This window comes from Streptomyces johnsoniae (genome assembly GCF_031845565.1).
Lineage (GTDB): Bacteria > Actinomycetota > Actinomycetes > Streptomycetales > Streptomycetaceae > Streptomyces > Streptomyces johnsoniae.
On record NZ_JAVREV010000014.1, the window covers coordinates 75,714 to 97,075 of the forward strand.

Consider the following 21,362-nt stretch of genomic DNA (forward strand, 5'->3'; position numbering starts at 1 on the left):
TCGCCCTTCCTGCGCGGACCCGGTGAAGATCCGATGAGGCAGGCGCAGGCCCACCGGGCCGAACGGGCCGACCCCGCTGGCCAATTCTGCGCACGCTGACTGAGCATGGTGTCCAACGCGCCGCGCGCCGCGCCGCGCGTTCCTTTCCGGCCGCAAGTCCGCCCCGCAAGTCCGCCCCGCAAGTCCGCCCCGCTAGGAGGCCCGCCATGGCCATCGACGAACTGGACGCCAGGCTGCTTGAGCTTCTCGCGCAGGAGCCCCGCATCGGGGTGCTGGAGGCGTCGAGGCGCCTGGGTGTGGCGCGCGGGACCGCGCAGGCGCGGCTGGAGAAGCTGCGCACCGGCGGGGTGATCCGCGGCTTCGGCCCTGACGTGGACCCCGCGGCCCTCGGCTTCCCCGTGACCGCCTTCGCGACCCTGGAGATCAAGCAGGGGCAGGGCGAGGAGGTCCGCCGGCACCTCAGCGGCGTGCCCGAAGTGCTCGAACTGCACACCATCACCGGCGAGGGCGACATGCTCTGCCGCCTGGTCGCCCGCTCCAACGCGGACCTCCAGCGCGTCATCGACCGGGTTGTCGGCTTCGACGGCATCCTCAGGTCCGCCACCGCCATCGTCATGGAGAACCCGGTGCCGCTGCGCGTCATGCCACTGGTCAGGCATGCGGCGGGCACGGCGGGCACGGCGGGCATGGAAGGGAAGCCGGCCGGGCCCGCGGACTCCGGGCGCGGTCCGGGCGGGGGCGGGCTCAACCGGCCGGCTCCCCCGGCTCGTCGGAGAGCGTGAACAGGGCGTACAGCTCGCCGTCCGACACGTTCATCAGCGTCGGCTCCGTGCCGGGCGGCACCAGCCGCAACGTGCGCTCCAGCCACGCCGCGACCGCGGGGGCCGGGGCGTGCAGCAGCGCCTCGCCGTCCGGCGACCTGAGCGCCAGGCAGAGCACGCCGTGGCCCTGCGTCTTGGTCGGCCACACCCGCACGTCGCCCTGCCCGGCGGGCCGGCAGACGCCCTCGACCAGCAGCTCGCGGGCGAACGTCCAGTACACCGGGACGTCGGAGCCGATGTGGAAGGTGATGTGCACGGCGTAGGGGTCGTCGGTCCGGTAGAGCAGCCGCGCCGGCACCGGAATGCCGCGCTCCGGCGAGAGCACCAGCTTCAGGTCGAGCTCCCGCTCGATGGTGGTGTACATGCGATATGCCCTCTTCTCTCCTGGATTCCGCTGCGTCCTCGGGGCTTGCGGAAGGAAAGAGGCGCGAGAGGGCGGATCATTACGCGGGTTGGGCAAACTTTTTGCCAGGAGCCCCCGGGGCCGGCCCGGGGGTGCCCGGGGGATCACAGGTGCGATTCCCGCGCGGACGGGCGGCCGGTTCCGAGCCGCTGCCAGGAGGAACGGTCCGCCACCGCGCCAACCTTGTCACGGTCACGGCAGGCGGCTCTCGTCCGGCGCGGGAGTTGGCTAAGGTCGCTGTCGCGGGACCTTCGGGCAACGAGGGTCCGCGAGCGACGTAACATGCTTAGCCCATAGCGAGAATCGCACTGCACGGACGAGGAGATTCGGTACCGATGAGCTCCCCACCCGCAGGCTCCCCGCCCTCAGGAAGCGCAGGCGGCGGCCCGGGGCCCAACTGGTATCCGGACCCGTCCATTCCCGGCTACATCCGGTACTGGAACGGCACCGCCTGGGTGCCCGGCAGCAGCCGGCCCGAGCCGCGGGAGGGCGAGCCGGTGCCCACGCCGCCGTCCGGGGCGGCGAGCGCCCCGGCCGCCGCACCCGCGGTGCCCGCCGCCCGTGCCGGCGAGACGCAGCCCTTCTTCTTCGACGAGGACCCGCCGCCCGCCGCCGAGCCGGGCGCCGGCTCCGCCCCGGCACGTTCCGGCGGCGGCGACGCGCTGCCCGAGGTGCGCAGGCGCGGCGACGTGGCCCCGGTCGGCGGTGGGCAGGAGCCGGGCGCCGGCTCCGCCCCGGCCTGGCCCGCGGCGGGCGGTGCCGCGGCACCGCCGGCGGCGGCAGGGCCCGGCACGCCGTCGCAGGACAGCGGTGACCGGCGGGTCACCTGGGGCTCGGACGAGGACGTCAGCACCTCGCCCGTCGCCGCGGCGGGCCGGGTCGACCCCCGCGGGCAGTTCCGGCAGCCCTCGGCCGAGGGCTCCCAGCCGCCCGCGCGGCGGCCGGAGCCGCAGGCCGCGCCCGCGCCCAAGGCGCCCGAGCCCAAGGCGCCCGAGCCCAAGGCGCCCGAGCCGGACGCGAAGGAAGAGACGACGACGCTGCGGCGTTCCGACATCGCCGCCGCGGGCGGCTCGTGGGAGCGCCAGGTCCGCGACCTCGCGCAGCAGGCGCCGCCCGGTGCGCCCCAGGGTGCGCCGCCGCGCGCGACCCCCGCGCAAACCGGTGGTCCCGCGCCTGCCGCCCCGCCGGCCCAGCCGGCCCCGGGGCAGGCCCCGGGCGGCGTGCCGCCGCAGGCGGGCCCCGTGCCGCCGGCGCAGCAGGCCCAGCCGCAGGGGTTCCCGCAGCAGCAGCCGCACCCCCAGCAGCAACAGCCGCCGCAGGGCCCGCGGCCCGGGTACGGCTATCCGCCGCAGCAGCAGCCGGGCCCCGGTGGCCCCGGTGCGCCGGGCGGGTACGGCTACCCGCAGCAGCAGCCGCACCCCCAGCAGCAACAGCCGCCGCAGGCCCAGCAGTCGCCGTTCCTCCAGTCGCATCAGGGCGAGGCCCTGACGATGGTCAGGCGGTTCCAGACCACGCAGGCGTACCCGGCGAGTCTTGGCCGGCGGCTGATGGCCCGGCTCGTCGATTCGCTGTTCTCCGTCGGCGCCGCCGTGGCCGTCGGCTGGCCGCTGCTCGGCGACGCCCGCGACCACATCGACGAGCAGGTGGACGCGGCGGAGCGGGCCGGTGTCACCGAGACGATCTGGCTGATCGACGGGACCACGGGCGGCTACCTCGCCATGGTCATCGGGGTGTTCCTCGGCGTCGGGCTGCTCTTCGAGGCGCTGCCGACCGCGCTGTGGGCCCGCACGCCGGGCAAGGCGCTGTTCGGCCTGCGGGTGCTCGACCTCCAGCAGCAGGAGAAGCCGGGCTTCGGGGCGGCGCTGCTGCGCTGGCTGGTGTACAGCCTGCTGGGTGTATTGGTGGTCGGCATCGTGAACGTGCTGTGGGCACTGCGCGACCGGCCGTGGCGCCAGTGCTGGCACGACAAGGCGGCGGATACGTTCGTCGCCACGATGAAGGCACCGGGCAGCCAGGACTGACCCGGTCGGCCCAGGCCGGTTGGCCCGATCGTCCCCGCCGGGATGCGGGCCCGCGGGGGCCGGGTTTGACTGGCGCTCATGAGCACCGAGCAGCCGCGACCCGGCCCCGGCGACGAGCCGGAGGGCGGCCCCGCCCCGCATGAGGCGGGGCTGCCCAAGGCCCCTCCCCCGACCGATTCCTACGGCACCAATCCGTATGGCGGGCCGAGTGGCGCCGTCGACCCGCTGGCCGGGATGCCGCCCCTCGCCTCCCTCGGCCGCCGTCTGGTGGCCCGTATCGTCGACGCGCTGATCGTCGGCATTCCCGTTTCGCTCGTCCTGCTGCCGACCATGGACGGCTACGACTTCGACAACGGCGGCAGCGGGAACTACGTGCAGCAGTCGGTCGTGCTGCTGGTCTACTTCGTTTACGACGCCCTGATGCTCAGCGCCCGCGGCCAGACGCTCGGGAAGATGCTGATGCGCGTGCGGGTGGCGATGCTGGACGACGGCGCGGTGCCGCGCGGGAATCCCGCCTGGGCGCGCGCCGCGGTCTACTCGCTGCCGCAGCTGCTGCCGTGCATCGGCTTCCTCTTCTGGCTGGTGAACGTCCTGTTCTGTACGTGGGACCGGCCCTACCGGCAGTGTCTGCACGACAAGGCGGCGAAGACCGTGGTGGTCTCCGCCGCCTGATCGGTGCGGGGTGCCGTTCCCGGGCGCCGTCGCCCGGCCGGTGCCGGGTGTTCAGACCCGGACGCCCGGCCGCTCCGGCGCGGTGAACGACGACTGGCCGCGCGCCGGCTCCGGCGTGCCGCCGGGTGTGTCCCGGCGGCGTCCGCCCGGGTGCCTGGCCGGGTGCCTGGCCGTGTGCCTGGTGGCCGCCACCGCGACGGCCGCGCCGAGGAGCAGCGCGAGCACCGCGATGAGGACCACCACGGGGCCCGAGGCGGCCGGGGCAAGGAAGAGGGAGAAGAAGGTGATGGAGATGACCGTGGCCGAACCGTAGGCGATCTGCACGGGGGTCGGGTGCGGCATGTCGTTTCCGTCCTCGCAAGGGGTGCTGGCGGCCGTCCGGGAGGGAGGGGGGCAGCTCTCTCGAACGGTTCTACGGGCCTGAGTGCCCGTGCCGGGGCCACGGTAAGCCTGCTCCTGACACGGCTCGGGAGCACGGGGGAGCACAGGGGCGCACGGGCTCGGGCCGGAGCAGACCGGTCAAAGACCGTAGTTGGCCCGGAAAACCGAATCAAGGTCTGTCTTTTTCTGTCTCACTCATGTCAAATGCGTCCCGTCACATCACTGCGTGCGCAGGGGAGGACAGGCAACACGTGAACGAGGGAAAGCGATCCATAAGATCGAGAACCGCCGCCGTGGCAACAGCCGTTGCGGCCATGGGAGCGGCCGTCCTGGTGCCGGCGGGTGCTGCGCAGGCGCAGCCGCCCGCGGACGTGGACGAAGGCCCGCGGGACGCCCGGGCGTTCGCCGCGTCCCCCGAGCTCGACAACCCGCTGGGTGAGAAGCGCGAGGTACAGCGGCAGCAGGCGGCACAGGAGCTGATCTCCGGGAGCGCGGACGCCCGTACCCTGGGCGGCTCCGAGGTGGTGGAGCTGAGCGACGGCGAGTTCGTGGAGACCGCCACCACCGGCACCGACAAGATCTTCACCGTGCTGGTGGAGTTCGGCGACGAGATCGACCCCGAGTTCGGGGGCGACCCGGGCCCGCGGGTCAACGAGATCGCGGAGCCGGACCGCGAGCACGACAACACCACCATCTGGCAAGAGGACTTCGACCGCCAGTACTACGAGGACGTCTACTACTCGGAGGACCCCGACGTCCCGTCGGTGAAGCAGTACTTCGAGAGCCAGTCCTCCGGCCGCTACTCGGTGGACGGTCATGTCACCGACTGGGTGCTGGTCGACTACAACGAGGCCAGGTACGGCAACAACGCCTGCGGCTCCAACGTCTGCGCCTCGGTGTGGGACGTCGTCACCGACGGCGTCAACGCCTGGTACGAGGGGCAGCTCGCGGCGGGCGCGACGCCCGAGGAACTGGCCGCCACGCTCGCCGAGTACGACGTGCAGGACCGCTACGACTACGACGGCGACGGCGACTTCAACGAGCCCGACGGCTACCTGGACCACTTCCAGGTCGTGCACGCGGGCGAGGACGAGTCGGCGGGCGGCGGCGCGCAGGGCGAGGACGCCATCTGGGCGCACCGCTGGTACGCGTTCAACGACCAGATCGGCCACACCGGTCCCGAGAACAACCTGGCCGGCGGCACGCAGATCGCCGACACCGGCCTGTGGGTCGGCGACTACACGATCCAGCCGGAGAACGGCGGAGTCGGCGTGTTCGCGCACGAGTTCGCGCACGACCTGGGGCTGCCCGACCTGTACGACACGCAGGGCGGCGAGAACGGCACCGGCTTCTGGTCGGCGATGTCCTCGGGCTCCTGGCTCGGCCCCGGCGACGGCACGATCGGCGAGCTGCCGAACGACATGGGCCCGTGGGAGAAGCTGCAACTGGGCTGGCTCGACTACGACGTCGCGCAGGCCGCGACCCGTTCGACGCACCGGCTCGGCCCGTCCGCCCTCACCTACCCCGAGGGCGAGGACCGCCGCGAATCGCAGGCCCTGGTGGTCGAACTGCCGGAGAAGACCGTCACCACCGACATCCACCCGCCCGCGGAGGGCGAGGCGCAGTGGTGGAGCGGCTCGGGCGACGACCTGAACAACACCCTGGCGCGCACGGTCGATCTGTCCTCGGCCTCCACGGCCTCGCTCGACCTGAGCGGCTGGTGGAGCATCGAGGAGGGCTACGACTTCCTGTACGCCGAGGCGTCCTCGGACGGCGGCAGCACGTGGACCCCGCTGGACGGCACGGCGGACGGCGAGCCGCTGCCGCGCGACGGCGCGGACCGCCCGACGCTGACCGGGGAGTCGGGCGGCGACGTGGCGCTGTCCTACCCGCTGGACGCCTACGCGGGCGGGACGGTGGACATCCGGTTCCGCTACCAGACGGACGGTTCGGCGACGCAGACCGGCTTCACGGCGGACGAGATCACGGTGACCGCCGACGGCGAGCCGGTCTTCTCGGACAACGCGGAGGATGGCGAGGGCGATTGGGCCGTCGACGGCTTCAGCGTCGTCGGGGCCTCCGTCACGGGCGAGTACCCGCAGTACTACCTCGTGGAGAACCGTCAGTACGTCGGCTACGACGACACGCTGCGCACCGGCCCGTACAACTTCGGCTGGGTGACGGACCGGCCCGACTGGGTGGAGCATTTCTCCTACCAGGACGGGATGTTGGTGTGGCTGTGGGACACCTCGCAGTCGGACAACAACACCAGCCAGCACCCGGGCGAAGGGCTCGTGCTGCCGGTCGACGCGCACCCGGAGGCCGACCACTGGTCGGACGGCAGCCTGATGCGCAACCGCATCCAGACCAGGGACGCGTCGTTCAGCAGGGACCGCACGCCGGAGCTGACGCTGCATCAGGAAGGCGAGGCGACGGTGCTGCCCGCGCAGCGCGGGGCGCCGGTCTTCGACGACCGCAGGGGCACGTACTGGGACGAGGCGAACCCGCAGAACAGCGTTGTGGTCCCGGACACCAACACCAAGATCACTCTGGTTCATGAGCCGCGGAACGCGGAGCGGCCGATCATGGTGCGGGTGAGCCCGAGCGGAAGGTGAGAGAACGGTCACTCTCCGTCGATATCTGACGGGTGTTGATCTCATCTGACGCAAAGGTGCAGGTCAGAGCGCATTTCGGCCGCCGCCCTCGACGGGCGGCGGCCGATGGCGTAAGGATGTCGGGGTCCGTTTTACCGCGTCCGGAGTCGATGAGAAGGTGACCCCATGGCCGAAGGAGGCTTCGTCCGGCTGCCCGACGGCAGCGTCGTCGTCGCGCTCGCCCTGCCCCGCCCCGGTGCCCCGGGCCGCGCCGTCCGCGTGCTGGTGCACGCGGCGAACCGCTCGCGCGCCCTGACCCGCCTGCGGAACCTGGGCCTGCGCGCGGCCCACCTGCGGGGGAACGGCGCCCCGCCCACCCCGGACGAGATCTCGGCCGTGCTGTACCACCCCGAGGGCGTCGTCTGGCGCTCGGCCGCGGGGGACGCCACGGAGAGCTGGCACCCGATCACACACCTGCTCGGGCGCCGCCGGGCGGCGGCATGAGACCACGGGACCGCACCGTGCCCCGTTCGGCCTAGGTCCTGTCCTGTCGATTTTGTCGGATCAGCCCGCGGCGTCAGATGCGGTGCATCGCAAGGCACCGGATCGCAGCTCATACCTGTCCGTATTCGCGCGATTCGGTAACGCAGCGAGGTGCCGTAGCTGGCGTCGCGGGCCCGGCAAGATCGGCAGGACAGGGCCTAGCCGGGTCCGCCCGGCCGGTCCGGCTAGCCGGCGACGACCGGTTTCCCGGCCAGCTCCACGCCGCCCGCCGCCAGCTCGCGCAGCGCCGCGTCCACCGACTCGCGGGCCACCCCGGCCGTCAGGCCGAGCAGGACGCGGGTCTCGAAGCCCTCGGCGGCGGCGTCGAGCGCCGTGGCCCGCACACAGTGGTCGGTGGCGATGCCCACCACGTCGACGGCGTCCACGCCGTGGGCGCGCAGCCAGTCCGCCAGCTTGGTCCCGGCATCGTCGCTGCCCTCGAAGCCGCTGTACGCGGCCGCGTAGGCGCCCTTGTCGAAGCAGGCGTCGACGGCGCCCGAGCTGACGGCGGGCGCGAAATTCGGGTGGAACCCGGCGCCCTCGGTGCCGGCCACGCAGTGCGCCGGCCAGGAGTGCGCGAAGTCGGGGTGGTCGGAGAAGTGGTCCCCCGGCGCGACGTGGTGATCGCGCGTGGCCACCACGTGCCGGTACTCGGCGGTGGCCGCGCCGATCAGGTCCGTGATGGCGGCGGCGACGTCCGCGCCGCCCGCGACGGCGAGACTGCCGCCCTCGCAGAAGTCGTTCTGCACGTCGACGACGATCAATGCGCGGTGCATGGCGGACACACCCTTTCGAAGGCGGCGGACGGGTGGCTGATGAGCAGCGTAGTCACGGAGTGGCTCCCACGTAACGCGTCGGCAGGACCGGCTCGCCGCGGGACAGCTGAGTGGCCGAGAGCGGCAGCCGGCCGCGGGCCCGCGTGTGGCGTTCGCGCGCGGCGTCCAGCGTCTCCCTGGCGACCGCGCGGCCGTCCCGCATCAGCTCCACGGCCACCTGCCGCCCGGCCAGCTCCTCGGGCACCGGGCCCGTGCCGACGACCTCGGCCTCGGCGATGCCGAGCCCGTCGGCGGGCCGTGCGGCCCACTTCCGCCCGCCGACGGACAGCTTGCCGCCGAGCGACTTCTTGGCGACCGGCACCAGCGGCGCGTCCTCGCCCTCGCCCGAGGCGCGGGCGACCAGCTTGTAGACCATCGAGCACGTCGGGTGCCCGCTGCCGGTGACCAGCCGCGTGCCTACGCCGTACGCGTCCACCGGGGCGGCGGCGAGCGAGGCGATGGCGTACTCGTCGAGGTCGCTGGTGACGACGATCCTGGCGTCGTGCGCGCCCAGCTCGTCCAGCTGCTGCCGCACCCGGTGGGCGACCACCAGCAGGTCGCCCGAGTCGATGCGGACGGCGCCAAGACCGGGCCCCGCGACCTCCACGGCGGTCCTGACGGCCTCGGGCACGTCGTAGGTGTCCACGAGCAGCGTCGTGCCCGCGCCGAGCGAGTCCACCTGGGCGGCGAACGCCTCGCGCTCGGAATCGTGCAGGAGCGTGAAGGCGTGCGCGCTGGTGCCCGCGGTCGGGATGCCGTAGCGGAACCCGGCGGCCAGGTCGGAGGTGGACGAGAAGCCGCCGATGTACGCGGCGCGCGAGGCCGCGACGGCGGCCAGCTCGTGCGTGCGCCGTGCGCCCATCTCGATCAGCGGCCGGCCGTGCGCCGCGACGGCCATCCGGGACGCGGCGGCGGCGACGGCGGAGTCGTGGTTGAGGATCGACAGGATCACCGTCTCCAGCAGCACGCACTCGGCGAACGTGCCCTCGACGGTCATGATCGGCGAGCCCGGGAAGTAGACCTCGCCCTCCGGGTAGCCGTGGATCTCGCCGGCGAACCGGTAGTCGGCGAGCCAGTCCGCGGTCGGCTCGTCGACGACGCCCTGCTCGCGCAGGAAGCCGAGCAGGGCCGGCTCGAAGCGGAAGTTCTCCACGGCGTCGAGCACGCGCCCCGTGCCGGCCACGACGCCGTATCTGCGGCCCTCGGGGAGCCGGCGGGTGAAGACCTCGAAGACGGACCGCCGGTGGGCCGTGCCGGCGCGGAGCGCGGCCTGGAGCATGGTCAGCTCGTACTGGTCGGTGAAGAGCGCGGTCGAGGGCACCGCCACCGGCAGGCCCCCTCCGGCGTCGTTCGTCACATCCATGGCCCCAGCCTACCTCCAATCTCGTCAATCTGACGATATGGGGGTGGCCGGGCCCCGCGCGTGCCGCCCGGCCGGGCCGTTTGGGCTTGCGGGCGGGGTAGGTGGCAGCATGGGGGTGTGAGTGCCATCCCCATGGAGATCGAGCGCACGGAGTCGGAGCAGGCGCCCGCCGAGCAGGCGGCGCCGGACGTCCCATGGGTCACGATCGTGCACAACGATCCGGTGAATCTGATGAGTTATGTGACCTATGTGTTCCAGGCCTATTTCGGCTATTCGAAGGACAAGGCCAAGAAGCTCATGCTGGACGTCCATCACAAAGGCCGTGCGATCGTTTCGCAGGGCAGTCGTGAAGAAATGGAGCGGGACGTGCAGGCCATGCACGGGTACGGGCTGTGGGCGACGCTTCAGCAGGACCGCTGATGGCCGGGTATTTCGAGCCGGCCGGCGACGGGGCGGCGATCGCGCTCGACGAGGTCGAGATCTCGATTCTCCGGAGCCTGGCCATGCAGCTGCTGGAGCTGATCGGTCCGGATGGCGGACCGGGGGACAGCGACGATCCGCTGGACGCGCTGTTCCACGAGGGGCCGGACCGGCCGCCGGACGACCCCGCGCTCGCCCGCCTCTTCCCCGACGCCTACGGCGAGCCCGGCCGCGTGCAGGACGAGGAAACCCGGCGGCTGGCCGCCGAGTTCCGCCGTTTCACCGAGGGTGACTTGCGGGCCCGCAAGCGGGGCGACCTGATCACCGTTGTCCGCAATCTGGACGCCGTTGTCCCAGAGGCCGGCGCGGCGGGCTCGGGTGGCGCGGTGCTGACGCTGAAGCCGGAGGAGTCCAGGCAGTGGCTCGGCGGGCTGAACGATTTGCGTCTCGCCATCGCCTCGCGCCTCGACATCAAGGACGACGACGGAACCGGTGAGCTGTTCGAGTTGCCGGACGACGATCCGAACAAGCCGATGGTCATGGCCTACTTCTGGCTGGGCGGTCTCCAGGAATCTCTGGTGGAGACTCTTCTTCCGTGATCTTATGTGATAGGACTATCGACCTTTCCTGTCACAGCTCAAGCCAAAGGTCGCACCATGGCAAGCGGAGAATCCTGGACCGACGATGTTGACGAGGCAGTCAACGATGTCTTCCAACCCATCAGAGACGTGTTGTATGACGCGGTCTTCTACGACATCACACTGTTCGACAGTAATTTTCCCCTGATCGTCGGCTGGCTGGTGCTCGCGGGGCTCGTCTTCACCACCTACTTCGGGGTGGTGCAGTTCCGCCACATCGGCAAGGCGCTGCGCGTGGTGCGCGGCAAGTACGACCAGCCGGGCGCCCCCGGCGAGATCAGCCACTTCCAGGCGCTGACCTCGGCCGTCTCCGGCACCGTTGGTCTGGGCAACATCGCGGGTGTCGCGATAGCCGTGTCCATCGGCGGCCCAGGGGCCACGTTCTGGATGGTCGTGTGCGGCCTGCTCGGCATGGCCACCAAGTTCGTCGAGTGCACCCTCGGCGTGAAGTACCGCGAGATCGACGAGAACGGCAAGGTCTCCGGCGGTCCGATGCACTATCTGCGCAAGGGGCTCGCCGAGCGCGGCATGCCGGGGCTCGGCAAGGTGCTCGCGCTGCTCTCCGCGGTCTGCATCCTCTTCTTCACCTTCTTCGGCGGCAACCTCTTCCAGGTCAACCAGAGCTTTGAGCAGCTGTCCACCGTCACCGAGGACCACACTGGCTTCTTCACCGGCTCGGGTGGCGCGCTGCTGTTCGGTGTCGTCGTTGCCGCGCTGGCCGCGGCGGTGCTGCTCGGCGGCATCCGCGCGATCGGCGAGGTCACCAGCCGCCTGATACCTGCCATGGCGATCATCTACGTCACCGCCTGCCTGGTCGTCATCCTGACCAACGTCGGGGAGGTGCCCGACGCGATCAGCACCATCGTGAGCGAGGCCTTCAACCCGGAGGGCGTCGCCGGCGGCCTCATCGGCGCCCTGATCATCGGCTTCCAGCGGGCCGCGTTCTCCAACGAGGCCGGCATCGGCTCGGCGCCCATCGCGCACGCCGCGGTCAAGACCAAGCGCCCGGCCACCGAGGGCCTCGTGGCGCTGATCGAGCCCTTCCTCGACACGGTGATCATCTGCACGATGACCGCCCTGACGATCGTGGTGGCCGCGGGGCCCGAGTACATGGCCGCCCGGGACACCGCCATCGAGGGCGGCGAGGTGGCCGGGACAACAGTCGGCATCTCCATCACCTCCGACGCGTTCGAGACGGCCCTGCCGTGGTTCCCCGCGGTGCTGACGCTCGCGGTCTTCCTCTTCGCCTTCTCCACCCTCATCACCTGGGGCTACTACGGCCAGAAGGCGTGGACCCACCTGTTCGGCGAGAGCAACGTCATGGTGAACACCTACCGGATCATCTTCTGCGTCCTGGTCGTCGCCGGTGCGCTGCTCTCGCTGGGCACGCTGGTCGACCTGGCGGACGCCTTCCTCTTCTCCGCCGCGGTGTTCAACATCATCGGTCTCTACCTGCTGGCCCCCGTGGTCAAGAGGGAGCTGAACAAAGTCCTCGAATACATCCGCCGCCGCGACGCCGGGGAGACGGACGAGCAGATCGAGGCCGACGAGGCCGGCGGCGCCGGCGGAGGTGTCGGCACCCTCACGAAGTGAGGCCGCGCGGCGGCGTTCTAGGCTGGCCGCATGCTGACCATCACGGAGGAGCTGCGCGACAAGATCATCGCGCACGCCCGCGCGGATCACCCCGATGAGGCCTGCGGGGTGATCGCCGGGCCGGCCGGGAGCGACCGGCCCGAACGGTTCATCCCCATGCTGAACGCGGCCCGTTCGCCCACGTTCTACGAGTTCGACTCCGGTGACCTGCTGCGGCTCTACCGGGAGCTGGACGAGCGCGACGAGGACCCGGTGGTCATCTACCACTCGCACACGGCGACCGAGGCGTACCCCTCGCGTACCGACATCGAGTACGCGAACGAGCCGCTGGCCCACTACGTGCTGGTCTCCACCGCGGAGTGCGGGAACGAGGAGGGGCCCGTGTCCTTCCGCTCGTTCCGCATCGTGGAAGGAAAGGTCACCGAGGAGGAGGTCCGGTTCAGCTGAGACGGATGTCCGGATGCTGGAACGTTCGCTCGGGGCCGCGGCCGGGAATCGATACGATGAATCCATGGTTGTCCACGACGTGAGCGATGAATGGCCGAGCGGCGGTACGCCGCTGCTGGTGGCACGTCTGCACGTCGACCTGTGCCGCCTCGCCGGCTGCCTGTGTACCGCGCCTCGTTGATCCGTCGCAGCTGCCCGTTCCGCAACCGCCCGTCCTCAACCAGGAGCCCCCTCATGGCCATCGAGGTCAGCATTCCGACCATCCTCCGCACCTACACCGACGGCCGTAAGGCCGTCTCCGGCAGCGGAGAGACCATCGCCGAGCTGTTCACGGACCTGGAGGCCCGCCACCCGGGCATCAAGGAGCGGCTGGTGGAGGGCGAGGCGCTGCGCCGCTTCGTGAACGTCTACCTGAACGACGAAGACGTCCGCTTCCTGGACGGCATCGCGACCAAGCTGGCGGACGGCGACAAGGTCACCATCCTGCCCGCCGTCGCCGGAGGCATGCGCTAATGCGCTTCGACTCCCCGCTCGCGGCAGTCGGGAACACCCCGCTGGTCCGGCTGCCGCGGCTCTCGCCCAGCGAGTCCGTACGGATCTGGGCGAAGCTGGAGGACCGGAATCCGACCGGGTCGGTCAAGGACCGTCCCGCGCTGTTCATGATCGAGCAGGCCGAGAAGGACGGGCGGCTCACGCCCGGCTGCACGATTCTGGAGCCCACCTCCGGCAACACCGGCATCTCGCTGGCGATGGCGGCCCGGCTGAAGGGCTACCGCATCGTCTGCGTCATGCCGGAGAACACCTCGTCCGAGCGCCGCGAGCTGCTGGCCATGTGGGGCGCCGAGATCATCTCCTCGCCCGCGGCCGGCGGCTCCAACACCGCGGTCAGAGTGGCCAAGGAGCTGGCCGCCGAGCATCCCGACTGGGTGATGCTCTACCAGTACGGCAACCCGGACAACGCCGGTGCCCACTACGCCACCACAGGACCCGAGATCCTCGCCGACCTGCCCTCCCTCACCCACTTCGTGGCCGGCCTCGGCACCACCGGCACGCTGATGGGCGTCGGCCGGTACCTGCGCGAGCAGCGCCCCGGCGTCCAGATCGTCGCGGCCGAGCCGCGTTACGACGATCTGGTGTACGGGCTGCGCAACCTGGACGAGGGCTTCGTCCCCGAGCTGTACGACGAGTCGGTGCTCACCTCGCGCTTCTCCGTCGGCTCCGCCGACGCGGTCGCCCGCACCCGCGAACTCCTCGCCGAGGAAGGCATTTTCGCCGGTGTCTCCACCGGCGCCGCACTGCACGCGGCGATCGGCGTCGGACGCCGCGCGGCGAAGGCGGAGCAGGCCGCGGACGTCGTCTTCGTCGTCGCGGACGGCGGCTGGAAGTACCTCTCCACCGGCATCTACACCGCGTCCTCCACGGAGGAGGCGGTCGCCCGCCTCCACGGCCAGCTCTGGGCCTGAAACGGCCGCCGGCCAGGGAGAGTCAGGGCTTCCGGGTGTGCTCCTCGTCGGTCCCGGCTTCCGCGAACGACGTCTCGACGCCTCGTTCGCGCAGGGCGGTGCGGACGGACGGGGGGAGGCCCGCGTCCGTGATCAGGGTGTCGAAGCCGGTCAGGTCCGCCACCCGGTACATGCCGAACGTGCCGTACTTGACGCTCCCCGCCAGCAGGACGGAACGCGACGCGGACCGCATCGCGGCCTGTTTGACCTCGACCTTGGCCGCCGAGGGGGTGGTCACCCCGTGCGTCAGGTCCCAGGAGCTGGTCGACACGAAGGCCACGTCCAGCGCGAGCTGACCGAGGGTCAGGGCCGCGAGGCGGCCGACCGCGGAGCGGTTGGCGTGCTCTATCCGGCCGCCGCTGTGGATGACTTCGATGTCCGGGTTCCCCATGAGGGCGTTGGCCGTGGTGAAGTCGTTGGTCACCACGGTCATGCCCTGGTGCCTGACCAGGTGCGGCACCAGCGCCTGGCAGGTGGTGCCGGCGTCGAGGTAGACGGTGGTGTTGTCGTTGAGCAGCCCCGCGGCCCGTTCGGCGATGGCCAGCTTCGCCGGCTGATCCATCGTCGACTTGTCGATGAAGCTGGGCTCCTCGTGCAGCTGCCCCGCGATCCGCACGCCGCCGGGCACGGACACCGCCCGGCCCTGGCGTTCCAGCGTGGCGATGTCGCGGCGCACCGTCATGTGGGAGACGCCGAGCATCTCGGTCAGCTGATGCACGCTCAGCACCGCGTGCCCGCGCAGCAGCTTGATGAGCAACTCCCTGCGCTGGTCCGGGATCAGCGGTGTCTCCTCGGCCATCACACCAGTCCGAACCCGTAGAGGACGTAGAGCACCGCGAAGCCGGTGACCCCGGAGAGCGCGGAGGCCACGCCGATGGAACGGATGCCCTGCCCGACCGTCAGGTTGGACAGCGTCGTGGTCACCCAGAAACCCGACGAGTTCGCATGCTTCATGATCTGCGCTCCCGTACCGCACGCCAAATAGATCGCCAGGCCCGAGATGTCCAGGCTCCCCGCGAGCGGCTCCATGATGGCCGCCGCCGTCATCACCCCGAGGATATTGGAGCCGGTGATCGTACAGATGGCCGCGGCCACCAGGAAGGGCACGATGATCGGGGACAGGCCCCAGTCCTGGATGATGTCGGCCACGCTGTCGGCCACCTCGGTCTCCCGGATGATGGTGGCGAGCGCGCCGCCGACCCCGGTGAGCGCCAGGGGCAGCGCGGCGAGCCGCAGGCCCGCCTCGAAGAGGTCGTTCAGCGTCTCCTTGCTGCTCCAGCGCCGGCCGAAGAGGGGCAGCGCCGAGAGGCAGCCGAGGAACAGGGCGATGACCGGCTCGCCGAGGAAGGCCAGCACGCCGCCGAATCCGGACTCCTCGCCCACCATGTCGACCACGAACGAGTCGCACATGATCAGCACGATCGGCAGGAAGACGGGGATCAGGGACAGCGAAAGCGGCGCCCGCGGCGCGTCGTTCCCGGCCGCGCCGCCGCCCCCGCTGCCGAGCGCGCCGCCCGCCGCGGACCCGGTGCCCGCCGCGGACCCGGTGCCCGCCGCGGACGGGGCGAGGTGGTCGGTGAATTCGGCCTTCGGGGCGACGTACGTCTTGATGGTCAGCAGGTAGAGCGTCGCGACGACGATGCCGGGCACGGCGACCAGCAGGCCGAAGAGCGTCGCCCGCCCGAGGTCGACGCCGAGCAGCGACGTGGCGGCCAGGGGGCCGGGTCCTGGCGGCACCAGTGAGGTCATCACGTACGCGCCGATGTAGAGGATCGGGCCGAGCCGCATCATCGACATCTTGCTCTGGAACGCGATGGCGGAGACCACCGGGATGAGCATGAGGACGACGGTGTCGGCGATCAGCGGGATGCCGACGACGGAGGAGGCCACGGCGATGGCCCAGGGCACCTTCCGGCCGGAGAACCAGCGCAGCGCCTCCTCGGTGATCCGCAGGGCCGCGCCGCCAAGTTCCAGCATCTTGCCGAGCACGCAGCCGAAGATGACCAGCAGTCCGACGCTGGCCATCGTCGAGCCGAAGCCCTCGGTGACCAGCTCGACCGTCCTGGCGCCGCCCATGCCGAGCACGAGGCTGAGCGAGGTGACGATGACGAACAGCGTGGCGACCGGATGGACCTTGAATTTGGCGATCATCAGCACCAGAACGGCGATCGCCGCGCCGAACGCGATGAGCGTGTAGGCGTCGGACATGACGGACCTCTTAGTTCAGTGATGTCGGGGACGACGGGGATGTGGAGGACGGGGCGGGCAGCGCGCGGCCGGTGTGCCAGGCCGCCAGCAGGTCGCGGTCGTGGCCGTCGAGGTCGGCGAGCGTGAGCAGCTGCCCGGCCGGAACGTCGCGCCGGAGCGTGGCGTGGGCGGCCAGGTAGAACGGGGCGGTGTCCTCGGGCGCGTCGGCGGCGGTCAGCAGCACGGGGTCGACGCCCGTCACCTCGTGGTGGTGCCCGCCCATGGCGAGCACGGTGCCCGCGGCCAGGTCGCGGCCCGCCCGGCCGGCGAGCACGGCGTGCTGCCGCGGCGCGCGGGGGCCGGCGGCCCGCCCGTGCCGCACGGCGTCCAGCAGGGTGAGCGGGGTCTCCACGCCCATCAGGTGGTAGGGCAGGTAGAGGCAGGCGTAGCGTCCGTCGCGGCTGACCACGTGGCCCTTCCGCGCGAGCGTGCGCCAGGTCTCCGGGTCGTGCGTGCGGACGACGGCGAACACCCCGCCCGCGAAGCTGGCCTCGCCCGGCAGGCGCAGCATGCTGAACACGTCGACGGCACCGGGGCGCGCGAGCAGGCCGCCGTGTTCCCGCAGCGCGTACACGTCGGCCAGCTCGGCGGGGCGGGCCACCGGGTAGTGCATCCGTTCGGTGTCGGGGGTGCAGCCGGTGCCCGACGCGACGACGGCCATCTCGCAGTAGTCGGCCGCGGCGCGGCGCTTCAGCGGCGCGACGGCCCGCGCGCGGGCGGCGAGGGTGGCGCGCACGTCGTCGCCGAGCGTCAGCAGCTCGCCGAGCGCGGGCGCGGGCACGGTGTCGCCGAGTTGGGTGACGGTGCCGGTGGCGGGGTCGAAGACGAGGTCGTACTCGCCGGACTTGCCGATGGCCACGACGTCGAGGCCCAGGGCGCACGTCCGCGTGAACCAGGCGATGAGGTTGGCGGGTTGGTCCCCCGCGGCCGGGGTGTAGACGAGCCCGCGGCGGCGGGCGAGATCGGCCAGGGCGACCCCGGCGACCGAGTCGACCTCCTTGCTCACCATGGCCACGTGCCGCCCGCCGTCGAGGGCGGCGCGAGCGGCCCGGTGGCCGACGGCCGGGCTGCCGGTGGCCTCGACGAGAACGTCGTACTCGGCGTCGGCCAGCAGCGCCACGTCCGTGACGACGGCGATGCGGCCCCGGGCGCGGGCGGCGCGCACCTCGGCGGCGTCGCCCGCGGTGACGAGCGCCTCGCGGGGGAAGCCGAGGTCGGCGCACAGCGCCAGCACCCCGGCCGCGTCGAGGTCGCACAGCACGGCGGGCTCAAGGCCGGGCAGGACCCGGGTCTGGGCCAGCAGCGTGCGGGCGAAACCGCCGCGCGCGCCGGTCAGCGCGTAGGTGACGGGGCGATCGGCCGGCCGCTCACCGGAGGTAGGTGCGTTCATGAAGCGCGAACGTAACGCCAATTAACATCAGCGTCAACTTTGATAACATCGATTCACAGAAATGGTCCGGAGGCTCCGAATGGAAAGGCAAGGTGACCGGCATGGTCAGGTGGGGCGGCGTGGCCGACGACTTCACCGGTGCCACCGATCTCGCGGCGAACTGGGTGGCACGCGGTCTGCGGACCAGCGTCTCCCTCGGCGTGCCGGAGGCGGATCAGCTGCCGCGTCTCGCGGCGATGGACGCGGTGGTCGTCGCTCTGAAGACCCGCACGGCGCCGGTCGCCGACGCCGTCGGGCAGAGCCTCGCGGCGCTCGACGCGCTGCGCGGGCTCGGGTGCACGCGGTTCTACGACAAGTACTGCTCCACGTTCGACTCCACCCCGCGGGGCAATATCGGCCCGGTCGGTGACGCGCTGATGGCCGCGCTCGACGCGGATGTGGCGGTCGTGGTCCCGTCCTTCCCGGCCAACGGGCGCACCGTCTACCACCGCCAGCTGTTCGTGGGCGACCGGCTGCTCGGCGAGAGCTCGATGCGCCACCATCCGCTGACGCCCATGACCGATTCCGACGTGGTCCGGCTGCTCACCCCGCAGACCGTCAACCGGGTGGTGTCCGTTCCGCTGCCCGTCGTGCGCGGCGGGCCGGATGCCCTGCGCGGCGCGCTGCGCGCGGCCGGCGGCGAGGGCCGCGCCTACGCCGTGGTCGACGCCGTCGACGACGCCGACCTGGCGTGCATCGCGCGGGCCACGGCCGATCACGTCCTGGTCACCGGCGGCTCCGGGCTCGCGCTCGGGCTGCCGCGGGGCGACGGTGACGCCTCCGCGGCCATGCCGGTGGAGCCGGGCTTCCGGGCTGTGCTCGCGGGCAGCGCCTCGGCCGCCACCCGCCGCCAGCTCGCCGCGGCCCGCGGCTCGGTCGCCGCCCGCAAGCTGGACCTGGCCGCGCTCAGGGCGGACCCGGCGGGCGAGGTCGCGCGGCTCACCCGGTGGGCCCGCGAACGCTGGTCGGCCGCGCCCGACGCCCCCGTCCTGGTCCACTCCGTCGACGAGGCGGACGGCCCGGACGACCCGAACAACGCGGTCGGCCAGAACGGCCAGAACGGCCAGAACGGCCAGAACGGCCAGGACGCCGTGCCGCCCGGCGGGCGGCCGGCCGCCGAGCTGGTCGAGGAGGCGCTCGCCGCCTGCGCCGTCGCGTTCGCGGCGGCCGGGGCCCGGCAGTTCATCGTCGCCGGCGGCGAGACCTCCGGGAGCGTCGTCCAGGCCCTCGGCGTGCGGCGCCTCGACCTCGGGCCCGCGCTCGCGCCCGGGGTCTCGTGGGCGCACGGCGCCGCCGCGGACGGCCGTGCCTACAACCTCGCCCTGAAGTCGGGGAACTTCGGGCGGCAGGACATCTTCACCAGCGGCTGGGAGGCCATCTCGTGAGCAAGGCCGGGAGGAACGGGCCCGCTGCCCCGTCGGGGACGGCGGCGGAGGGCGCGCGCGACGGAGGCGATCCGCTCGCGGAGCTGGTGGCGGCGGGGCGCGAGCTGGCCGCCGCCGGGCTGAGCCCGGGGGCCTCGGGCAACCTCAGCGTGCGCGTCGGCGACCGGGTGTTCATCACGCCGACCGGCGCGCGCCTGGCCGACCTGACCCCCGACCGGCTCGCCGTGCTCGGCCTCGGCGCGGACCCCGTGCACGTGGCGGGCCCGCCGCCGTCCAAGGAGTTCCCGCTGCACCTCGCGTTCTACCTGCGGGACCCGGCGGCCGGCGCGGTCGCCCACCTGCACAGCGCGCACGCCGCCGCCTACTCGTGCCTGCCGCCCTGGTCGGAGCGCAGCGCGGTGCCGCCGCTGACCCCGTACTTCGTGATGCGGGTGGGCCAGACGCCGCTGATCCCCTACGCCGCGCCGGGCGACGCCGGGCAGGCGGAGCGCCTGCGGGAGCTGGACTTCCCGTTCCGCGCGGCCCTCCTCCAGAACCACGGCCCGATCACCGCGGGCCCCTCGCTCGCGTCCGCCGTGGACGCCGTGGTCGAGCTGGAGGAGGTCAGCCGCCTGCTGCTGCTCCTGAACGGGACGGCTCCGCGGCACCTCACACACGGGGAGGCGGCCGAGCTGGCCCGGCGGTACGGATCGCCGTGGGACGTCCCCGGGGAGGCGGCCGGGCGCGCGTCACGGTGAGTGTCAGTGCGGGCACGTAGAGTCTGTTCGCGTGACCGTGCGCAGCTATTCCCGTTCCCCCCTGGGGGCCGAGCAGACCGTCTGGACCAGGATCACCGCCAGGGACTCCCTGGTCAGACGGCTCGACTGGCCCCTGCTGCTCTCGGCCGTCTCGCTCTCGCTGCTCGGCACGCTGCTGGTGTACTCGGCCACCCGCGGGCGCATGGATCTGAACAACGGGGAGCCCGAGTACTTCCTGGTCCGCCACTTCTTCAACGTGTGCATCGGCGGCGGGCTCGCCGCGGTCACGGTCTGGCTCGGCCACATCCGGCTGCGCACGGCCGTGCCCGCGCTGTACGTGCTGTCCGTGCTGCTGTCCCTGCTCGTGCTCAGCCCGGTGGGCTCCACGGTCAACGGCTCGCGCAGCTGGATTCAGCTGGGCGGCGGTTTCGCCTTCCAGCCCTCGGAGCTGGTCAAGGTCGGCGTCGTGCTGGCCATGTCGACGCTGCTCGCCGCGCCGCTGGAGAGTGACGGGCGGCTGCGCCCGGACACCAGGGCGGTGCTCCAGGCGCTGCTCATCGCCGCGCTGCCGGCCGTGCTGATCATGCTCTCGCCCGACGTCGGCCAGACGATGGTGGTCGCCTCGATCGCGCTGGGCGTGCTCCTCGCCTCGGGCGCGGGTCGCCGGTGGGTGCTCGGCCTGCTCGGGCTCGGCGTGGCCGGGGCCCTGGCGGTCTGGCAGCTCGGCCTCCTCGACGAGTACCAGATCAACCGGTTCGCGGCCTTCGCCAATCCGGCCCTCGACCCCTCGGGCGTCGGGTACAACACCAACCAGGCGCGTATCGCGATCGGTTCGGGCGGGCTGACCGGGCAGGGCCTGTTCCACGGGAGCCAGACGACCGGGCAGTTCGTGCCCGAGCAGCACACGGACTTCATCTTCACCGTGGCGGGCGAGGAGCTGGGTTTCCTGGGCGCGGGGCTCGTGGTGGTGCTGATCGGCGTCGTGCTGTGGCGCGGCTGCCGGATCGCGGCGCAGGCCCCCGATCTGTACGGCACGATCCTGGCCGTCGGCATCGTGGCGTGGATCGCGTTCCAGAGCTTTCAGAACATGGGCATGGCGCTGGGGATCATGCCCGTCACGGGCCTGCCGCTGCCGTTCCTGTCCTACGGGGGCTCGTCCATGTTCGCCATCTGGATCGCCGTGGGTCTGCTGCTGGCCATTCGTATTCGTTCCCGCAGCAGAATGTGACCGCGAATGCGGTCGCGGCATGATCGACCGCTTTCGCGGTGCCGCGGCGCGGCCGGTCCGCCGCCCTGGTGATTCCGCCCACACCCCGCCCCCGACCAGGGGCGGCGCGGCCCGTTGCGACTT

22 protein-coding genes are annotated in these 21,362 nt (G+C 72.1%); 15 read left to right on the forward strand and 7 right to left on the reverse strand.

From position 1 onward, the window contains the following. Positions 1 to 206 precede the first annotated feature (206 nt). Entirely contained in the window at positions 207 to 782 is a 576-nt protein-coding gene (locus tag RM779_RS23355; protein ID WP_311619704.1) for an Lrp/AsnC family transcriptional regulator, read from the forward strand. Here the strand turns inward: RM779_RS23355 and RM779_RS23360 are convergent. After that, positions 745 to 1,185: an SsgA family sporulation/cell division regulator gene (locus tag RM779_RS23360; RefSeq protein ID WP_311619705.1), complete on the reverse strand. Its 441-nt coding sequence runs from the start codon at positions 1,183 to 1,185 to the stop codon at positions 745 to 747. The genes RM779_RS23355 and RM779_RS23360 overlap by 38 nt on opposite strands. Before the next feature lie 374 nt (positions 1,186 to 1,559). On the opposite strand from RM779_RS23360, the gene RM779_RS23365 reads away from it, so the two are divergent. Together RM779_RS23365 and RM779_RS23370 are read left to right on the forward strand one after the other, a co-directional pair. Next, positions 1,560 to 3,245: an RDD family protein gene (locus tag RM779_RS23365; RefSeq protein WP_311619706.1), complete on the forward strand. Its 1,686-nt coding sequence runs from the start codon at positions 1,560 to 1,562 to the stop codon at positions 3,243 to 3,245. A gap of 78 nt (positions 3,246 to 3,323) precedes the next feature. Further along, complete coding sequence (locus tag RM779_RS23370; RefSeq protein ID WP_311619707.1) at positions 3,324 to 3,917, forward strand: RDD family protein; 594 nt, start codon at positions 3,324 to 3,326, stop codon at positions 3,915 to 3,917. Positions 3,918 to 3,968: 51 nt separating this feature from the next. Here the strand turns inward: RM779_RS23370 and RM779_RS23375 are convergent, their stop codons facing one another. Next, a complete protein-coding gene (locus RM779_RS23375) occupies positions 3,969 to 4,259 on the reverse strand; it encodes a hypothetical protein (protein WP_311619708.1) in 291 nt (96 codons plus the stop codon). A 290-nt stretch (positions 4,260 to 4,549) separates the two neighbouring features. Between RM779_RS23375 and RM779_RS23380 the strand changes: the two genes are divergently transcribed. Both RM779_RS23380 and RM779_RS23385 read left to right on the forward strand, forming a co-directional pair. Continuing rightward, positions 4,550 to 6,913: an immune inhibitor A domain-containing protein gene (locus RM779_RS23380; RefSeq protein WP_449657304.1), complete on the forward strand. Its 2,364-nt coding sequence runs from the start codon at positions 4,550 to 4,552 to the stop codon at positions 6,911 to 6,913. 165 nt (positions 6,914 to 7,078) lie between these two features. Beyond that, positions 7,079 to 7,396 (forward strand): hypothetical protein, encoded by a 318-nt coding sequence (locus RM779_RS23385; protein WP_311619710.1) that lies wholly within the window; start codon positions 7,079 to 7,081, stop codon positions 7,394 to 7,396. 224 nt (positions 7,397 to 7,620) lie between these two features. On the opposite strand, the gene RM779_RS23390 is transcribed toward RM779_RS23385, so the two are convergent. Next, positions 7,621 to 8,211: an isochorismatase family protein gene (locus RM779_RS23390; RefSeq protein WP_311619711.1), complete on the reverse strand. Its 591-nt coding sequence runs from the start codon at positions 8,209 to 8,211 to the stop codon at positions 7,621 to 7,623. Positions 8,212 to 8,263: 52 nt separating this feature from the next. After that, on the reverse strand, positions 8,264 to 9,613 hold the full coding sequence (locus RM779_RS23395; RefSeq protein ID WP_311619712.1) for a nicotinate phosphoribosyltransferase: 1,350 nt from the start codon (positions 9,611 to 9,613) through the stop codon (positions 8,264 to 8,266). 132 nt (positions 9,614 to 9,745) lie between these two features. On the opposite strand from RM779_RS23395, the gene clpS reads away from it, so the two are divergent. The 7 genes from clpS to RM779_RS23430 all read left to right on the forward strand — a co-directional run bounded on the left by clpS (position 9,746) and on the right by RM779_RS23430 (position 14,174). Next, on the forward strand, positions 9,746 to 10,033 hold the full coding sequence (clpS, locus tag RM779_RS23400) for an ATP-dependent Clp protease adapter ClpS (RefSeq protein ID WP_216356040.1): 288 nt from the start codon (positions 9,746 to 9,748) through the stop codon (positions 10,031 to 10,033). Beyond that, on the forward strand, positions 10,033 to 10,632 hold the full coding sequence (locus RM779_RS23405) for a DUF2017 domain-containing protein (RefSeq protein ID WP_311619713.1): 600 nt from the start codon (positions 10,033 to 10,035) through the stop codon (positions 10,630 to 10,632). Before clpS ends, RM779_RS23405 begins: the two co-directional genes overlap by 1 nt. A gap of 57 nt (positions 10,633 to 10,689) precedes the next feature. Further along, on the forward strand, positions 10,690 to 12,264 hold the full coding sequence (locus RM779_RS23410) for an alanine/glycine:cation symporter family protein (protein ID WP_311619714.1): 1,575 nt from the start codon (positions 10,690 to 10,692) through the stop codon (positions 12,262 to 12,264). Between the two features lie 30 nt (positions 12,265 to 12,294). Continuing rightward, on the forward strand, positions 12,295 to 12,711 hold the full coding sequence (locus RM779_RS23415; protein ID WP_311619715.1) for a M67 family metallopeptidase: 417 nt from the start codon (positions 12,295 to 12,297) through the stop codon (positions 12,709 to 12,711). Positions 12,712 to 12,775: 64 nt separating this feature from the next. Further along, on the forward strand, positions 12,776 to 12,892 hold the full coding sequence (locus tag RM779_RS23420; RefSeq protein WP_311619824.1) for a putative leader peptide: 117 nt from the start codon (positions 12,776 to 12,778) through the stop codon (positions 12,890 to 12,892). 53 nt (positions 12,893 to 12,945) lie between these two features. Next, a complete protein-coding gene (locus RM779_RS23425; RefSeq protein WP_077061130.1) occupies positions 12,946 to 13,224 on the forward strand; it encodes a MoaD/ThiS family protein in 279 nt (92 codons plus the stop codon). Then, positions 13,224 to 14,174, forward strand: coding sequence for a PLP-dependent cysteine synthase family protein (locus tag RM779_RS23430; protein WP_311619716.1), 951 nt, complete (start codon positions 13,224 to 13,226; stop codon positions 14,172 to 14,174). Before RM779_RS23425 ends, RM779_RS23430 begins: the two co-directional genes overlap by 1 nt. A gap of 22 nt (positions 14,175 to 14,196) precedes the next feature. Here RM779_RS23430 and RM779_RS23435 read toward each other — a convergent pair whose 3' ends face one another. From RM779_RS23435 to RM779_RS23445, 3 genes are read right to left on the reverse strand one after another with little or no spacing between them, the layout of a single operon-like run. Beyond that, positions 14,197 to 15,012: a DeoR/GlpR family DNA-binding transcription regulator gene (locus tag RM779_RS23435; protein ID WP_311619717.1), complete on the reverse strand. Its 816-nt coding sequence runs from the start codon at positions 15,010 to 15,012 to the stop codon at positions 14,197 to 14,199. Then, positions 15,012 to 16,421 (reverse strand): GntP family permease, encoded by a 1,410-nt coding sequence (locus RM779_RS23440; RefSeq protein ID WP_311619718.1) that lies wholly within the window; start codon positions 16,419 to 16,421, stop codon positions 15,012 to 15,014. The genes RM779_RS23435 and RM779_RS23440 overlap by 1 nt, the downstream gene beginning before the upstream one ends. A 10-nt stretch (positions 16,422 to 16,431) precedes the next feature. Next, the gene (locus RM779_RS23445) at positions 16,432 to 17,850 is read right to left on the reverse strand and encodes a homoserine dehydrogenase (RefSeq protein ID WP_311619719.1); all 1,419 of its coding nucleotides are present in this window, start codon (positions 17,848 to 17,850) and stop codon (positions 16,432 to 16,434) included. Positions 17,851 to 17,951: 101 nt separating this feature from the next. On the opposite strand from RM779_RS23445, the gene otnK reads away from it, so the two are divergent. From otnK to rodA, 3 genes are all read left to right on the forward strand, one after another. Then, on the forward strand, positions 17,952 to 19,274 hold the full coding sequence (gene otnK / locus RM779_RS23450; RefSeq protein ID WP_311619720.1) for a 3-oxo-tetronate kinase: 1,323 nt from the start codon (positions 17,952 to 17,954) through the stop codon (positions 19,272 to 19,274). Between the two features lie 83 nt (positions 19,275 to 19,357). Further along, a complete protein-coding gene (locus RM779_RS23455; RefSeq protein ID WP_311619825.1) occupies positions 19,358 to 20,011 on the forward strand; it encodes a class II aldolase/adducin family protein in 654 nt (217 codons plus the stop codon). Positions 20,012 to 20,042: 31 nt separating this feature from the next. Continuing rightward, positions 20,043 to 21,239, forward strand: a complete 1,197-nt coding sequence (gene rodA, locus RM779_RS23460; protein ID WP_311619721.1) for a rod shape-determining protein RodA — start codon at positions 20,043 to 20,045, stop codon at positions 21,237 to 21,239. The last annotated feature ends 123 nt before the right edge of the window (positions 21,240 to 21,362 follow it).

Bases quoted from the DNA above. Each gene is read 5' to 3' on its own strand.
- RM779_RS23355 (WP_311619704.1), top strand. From the start codon at position 207: ATGGCCATCGACGAACTGGACGCCAGGCTGCTTGAGCTTCTCGCGCAG.
- RM779_RS23360 (WP_311619705.1), bottom strand. From the start codon at position 1,185: ATGTACACCACCATCGAGCGGGAGCTCGACCTGAAGCTGGTGCTCTCG.
- RM779_RS23365 (WP_311619706.1), top strand. From the start codon at position 1,560: ATGAGCTCCCCACCCGCAGGCTCCCCGCCCTCAGGAAGCGCAGGCGGC.
- RM779_RS23370 (WP_311619707.1), top strand. From the start codon at position 3,324: ATGAGCACCGAGCAGCCGCGACCCGGCCCCGGCGACGAGCCGGAGGGC.
- RM779_RS23375 (WP_311619708.1), bottom strand. From the start codon at position 4,259: ATGCCGCACCCGACCCCCGTGCAGATCGCCTACGGTTCGGCCACGGTC.
- RM779_RS23385 (WP_311619710.1), top strand. From the start codon at position 7,079: ATGGCCGAAGGAGGCTTCGTCCGGCTGCCCGACGGCAGCGTCGTCGTC.
- RM779_RS23390 (WP_311619711.1), bottom strand. From the start codon at position 8,211: ATGCACCGCGCATTGATCGTCGTCGACGTGCAGAACGACTTCTGCGAG.
- RM779_RS23395 (WP_311619712.1), bottom strand. From the start codon at position 9,613: ATGGATGTGACGAACGACGCCGGAGGGGGCCTGCCGGTGGCGGTGCCC.
- clpS (WP_216356040.1), top strand. From the start codon at position 9,746: ATGGAGATCGAGCGCACGGAGTCGGAGCAGGCGCCCGCCGAGCAGGCG.
- RM779_RS23405 (WP_311619713.1), top strand. From the start codon at position 10,033: ATGGCCGGGTATTTCGAGCCGGCCGGCGACGGGGCGGCGATCGCGCTC.
- RM779_RS23410 (WP_311619714.1), top strand. From the start codon at position 10,690: ATGGCAAGCGGAGAATCCTGGACCGACGATGTTGACGAGGCAGTCAAC.
- RM779_RS23415 (WP_311619715.1), top strand. From the start codon at position 12,295: ATGCTGACCATCACGGAGGAGCTGCGCGACAAGATCATCGCGCACGCC.
- RM779_RS23420 (WP_311619824.1), top strand. From the start codon at position 12,776: ATGGTTGTCCACGACGTGAGCGATGAATGGCCGAGCGGCGGTACGCCG.
- RM779_RS23425 (WP_077061130.1), top strand. From the start codon at position 12,946: ATGGCCATCGAGGTCAGCATTCCGACCATCCTCCGCACCTACACCGAC.
- RM779_RS23430 (WP_311619716.1), top strand. From the start codon at position 13,224: ATGCGCTTCGACTCCCCGCTCGCGGCAGTCGGGAACACCCCGCTGGTC.
- RM779_RS23435 (WP_311619717.1), bottom strand. From the start codon at position 15,012: ATGGCCGAGGAGACACCGCTGATCCCGGACCAGCGCAGGGAGTTGCTC.
- RM779_RS23440 (WP_311619718.1), bottom strand. From the start codon at position 16,421: ATGTCCGACGCCTACACGCTCATCGCGTTCGGCGCGGCGATCGCCGTT.
- RM779_RS23445 (WP_311619719.1), bottom strand. From the start codon at position 17,850: ATGAACGCACCTACCTCCGGTGAGCGGCCGGCCGATCGCCCCGTCACC.
- otnK (WP_311619720.1), top strand. From the start codon at position 17,952: ATGGTCAGGTGGGGCGGCGTGGCCGACGACTTCACCGGTGCCACCGAT.